The sequence below is a fragment of the Vibrio marinisediminis genome, assembly GCF_014050145.1.
Classification (GTDB): Bacteria; Pseudomonadota; Gammaproteobacteria; order Enterobacterales; family Vibrionaceae; genus Vibrio; species Vibrio marinisediminis.
This window is the reverse complement of the sequence record NZ_JACFYF010000480.1, coordinates 1-219: the sequence shown is the minus strand read 5'-3', so window position 1 is coordinate 219 and position 219 is coordinate 1. Positions and strand designations below refer to the sequence as shown.

Genomic DNA, 219 nt, shown 5'->3' with positions numbered 1-219 from the left:
GCGGTCCGCGTCGTTGCCCGTGAGGGCCGAGGCCATGCCGTTCTCGGTGATGTAGATCGGCAAGTCGCCCGTAAAGCGCGCCTGCATCATGGTGAGCAGCGCATGCAGCCCTTCTGGAAACACCTCCCATCCCATCTGGGTCTTGGGAAGGGGCCCGTCGATCTCGCGATAAGCGGGCCAGGGGCTGTCACCGGGGCCGATGATCTTGCGCGTGTAATA

At 63.9% G+C, this 219-nt stretch carries 1 protein-coding gene; it reads right to left on the bottom strand.

The window, feature by feature from the left end; translation table 11 throughout:
* The coding region (locus H2O73_RS24655; RefSeq protein WP_182110882.1) for a family 1 glycosylhydrolase at window positions 1-219 on the bottom strand (219 nt) is incomplete at both ends.